The organism is Ancylobacter mangrovi, from assembly GCF_024752335.1.
GTDB lineage: Bacteria > Pseudomonadota > Alphaproteobacteria > Rhizobiales > Xanthobacteraceae > Ancylobacter > Ancylobacter mangrovi.
Window position 1 is genome coordinate 2,501 of sequence record NZ_JANTHY010000015.1, and the last position, 3,257, is coordinate 5,757.

Here is a 3,257-nt window from a genome sequence, read left to right on the forward strand (position 1 = left end):
ACCGCACCGTCGTCGAGTGAAATGCGAAGCAAGCTGGTCTTTAGAATAGCTTTGATGCCGTGTGACGGGTCTCTCAAAACCGTCACGCCCCCGATCCTTCCGCACAGAGGGATCGTTCGTTCCGTTGGGGTGGGCATCGAAGATGAGAACGATCAAGTGTCTTAAGGGCATTCGGTGGATGCCTTGGCGCTGAGAGGCGATGAAGGACGTGGTACGCTGCGATAAGTCTCGGGGAGCTGCGAACAAGCTTTGATCCGAGAATTTCCGAATGGGGAAACCCACCTTCGACGACTGGAACTCCGAGGCCTCGCCTTGGGGGCAACCCTGAGCTGCGAGGTTTAGGAATTCCAGTTGTCAGATGAAGGTATCAAATCCTGAATACATAGGGGTTTGAAGCGAACCCGGGGAACTGAAACATCTAAGTACCCGGAGGAAAGGACATCAACAGAGACTCCGTTAGTAGTGGCGAGCGAACGCGGACCAGGCCAGTGGTGAATGAGCGACAAGTGGAACCGGTCAGGAAAGCCGGGCCTTAGTGGGTGATAGCCCCGTACACGTAATGCAATCATTCATCCTCGAGTAAGGCGGGACACGTGAAATCCTGTCTGAACATGGGGGGACCACCCTCCAAGCCTAAGTACTCCTCAGCGACCGATAGCGAACAAGTACCGTGAGGGAAAGGTGAAAAGCACCCCGACAAGGGGAGTGAAACAGTTCCTGAAACCGGATGCCTACAAACAGTAGGAGCCCAAGGTTCGTCCTGGGTGACTGCGTACCTTTTGTATAATGGGTCAGCGACTTAGTCTGGCGAGCAAGCTTAAACCGATAGGTGTAGGCGCAGCGAAAGCGAGTCTGAACAGGGCGTTCAGTTCGTCGGATTAGACCCGAAGCCGAGTGATCTAGCCATGAGCAGGTTGAAGGTGCGGTAACACGCACTGGAGGACCGAACCGGTGCCCGTTGAAAAGGTCTCGGATGACTTGTGGCTAGGGGTGAAAGGCCAACCAAACTCGGAAATAGCTGGTTCTCCGCGAAAACTATTTAGGTAGTGCCTCGCGTGAATACTCCAGGGGGTAGAGCACTGGATGGGCTAGGGGGATTTACCATCTTACCAAACCTAACCAAACTCCGAATACCTGGAAGTACTGCGCGGGAGACAGACGGCGGGTGCTAACGTCCGTCGTCGAGAGGGAAACAACCCTGACCTACAGCTAAGGCCCCCAAGTCGTGGCTAAGTGTGAAAGGATGTGAGAGTCCGAAAACAACCAGGAGGTTGGCTTAGAAGCAGCCATCCTTTAAAGAAAGCGTAACAGCTCACTGGTCTAGGATTCTTGCGCCGAAAATGTAACGGGGCTCAAGCCACGCGCCGAAGCTTAGGGTTCATCTTCGGATGAGCGGTAGCGGAGCGTTCCGTAAGCCTGCGAAGGAGGATCCGTGAGGACCTCTGGAGGTATCGGAAGTGCGAATGCTGACATGAGTAACGACAAACAGTGTGAGAGACACTGTCGCCGAAAGTCCAAGGGTTCCTGCGTAAAGCTAATCTGCGCAGGGTTAGCCGGCCCCTAAGGCGAGGCCGAAAGGCGTAGTCGATGGGAATCAGGTGAATATTCCTGAGCCTGTGGGTAGTGACGAATCCCGTGTGTTGTCAGACGAATTGGTTCTGTTCTGGCTTCGAAGGGGTTCCAGGAAATAGCTCCCACGTATAGACCGTACCCGAAACCGACACAGGTGGACTGGTAGAGTATACCAAGGCGCTTGAGAGAACTATGCTGAAGGAACTCGGCAATTTACCTCCGTAACTTCGGGATAAGGAGGCCTTCCACTTGGGCAACCAGGTGGGAGGGGCACAGACCAGGGGGTGGCAACTGTTTAGCAAAAACACAGGGCTCTGCGAAATCGCAAGATGACGTATAGGGTCTGACGCCTGCCCGGTGCCGGAAGGTTAAGAGGAGAGGTGCAAGCTTTGAATCGAAGCCCCGGTAAACGGCGGCCGTAACTATAACGGTCCTAAGGTAGCGAAATTCCTTGTCGGGTAAGTTCCGACCTGCACGAATGGCGTAATGACTTCCCCGCTGTCTCCAGCATAGACTCAGTGAAATTGAATTCCCCGTGAAGATGCGGGGTTCCTGCGGTCAGACGGAAAGACCCCGTGCACCTTTACTGCAACTTTGCACTGGCATTCGTGTCGGTATGTGTAGGATAGGTGGTAGACTTTGAAGCGAGGGCGCCAGCTCTCGTGGAGTCACCCTTGAAATACCACCCTTATAGATATGGATGTCTAACCGCGGTCCGTCATCCGGATCCGGGACATTGCATGGTGGGCAGTTTGACTGGGGCGGTCGCCTCCCAAAGAGTAACGGAGGCGCGCGATGGTGGGCTCAGAGCGGTCGGAAATCGCTCGTCGAGTGCAATGGCATAAGCCCGCCTGACTGTGAGACTGACAAGTCGAGCAGAGACGAAAGTCGGCCATAGTGATCCGGTGGTCCCACGTGGACGGGCCATCGCTCAACGAATAAAAGGTACGCCGGGGATAACAGGCTGATGATGCCCAAGAGTCCATATCGACGGCATCGTTTGGCACCTCGATGTCGGCTCATCACATCCTGGGGCTGGAGCAGGTCCCAAGGGTTCGGCTGTTCGCCGATTAAAGTGGTACGTGAGCTGGGTTCAGAACGTCGTGAGACAGTTCGGTCCCTATCTGCCGTGGGTGTAGGAATATTGAGAGGATTTGTCCCTAGTACGAGAGGACCGGGATGAACGTACCTCTGGTGGAGCTGTTGTGGCGCCAGCCGCAGTGCAGCGTAGCTATGTACGGACGGGATAACCGCTGAAAGCATCTAAGCGGGAAACCCACCTCAAAACGAGTATTCCCTCGAGAACCGTGGAAGACGACCACGTTGATAGGCCGGGTGTGTAAGTGCAGTAATGCATTGAGCTTACCGGTACTAATCGTTCGATTGGCTTGATCGTTCTCATCCTCGATGGCCATCCATCAGGATCAAAGCCAGAGACCAGACAAGATCCTCGGATCCTTGCTTCGCTTCGCTGTCCTTTGCCGGCCTGGTGGCCATTGCGAGGAGCCTGAACCCGATCCCATCCCGAACTCGGCCGTTAAACTCCTCAGCGCCGATGGTACTATGTCTCAAGACCTGGGAGAGTAGGTCGCCGCCAGGCCTGCAAAGAACAGCGCGCTTCTCATACGATACCAAACACTCAAAACCCCGCCCGTGGCTCAAACCACAAGCGGGGTTTTGTGCGT

General features: G+C 54.9%; 2 rRNA genes. Both read left to right on the top strand.

The features are described from left to right. The first annotated feature begins 150 nt into the window (after positions 1–150). Positions 151–2,968: ribosomal RNA gene (locus NVS83_RS23410) — 23S ribosomal RNA — on the top strand. A gap of 89 nt (positions 2,969–3,057) precedes the next feature. Further along, positions 3,058–3,172 (top strand): 5S ribosomal RNA (rrf, locus tag NVS83_RS23415). Positions 3,173–3,257: the final 85 nt, after the last annotated feature.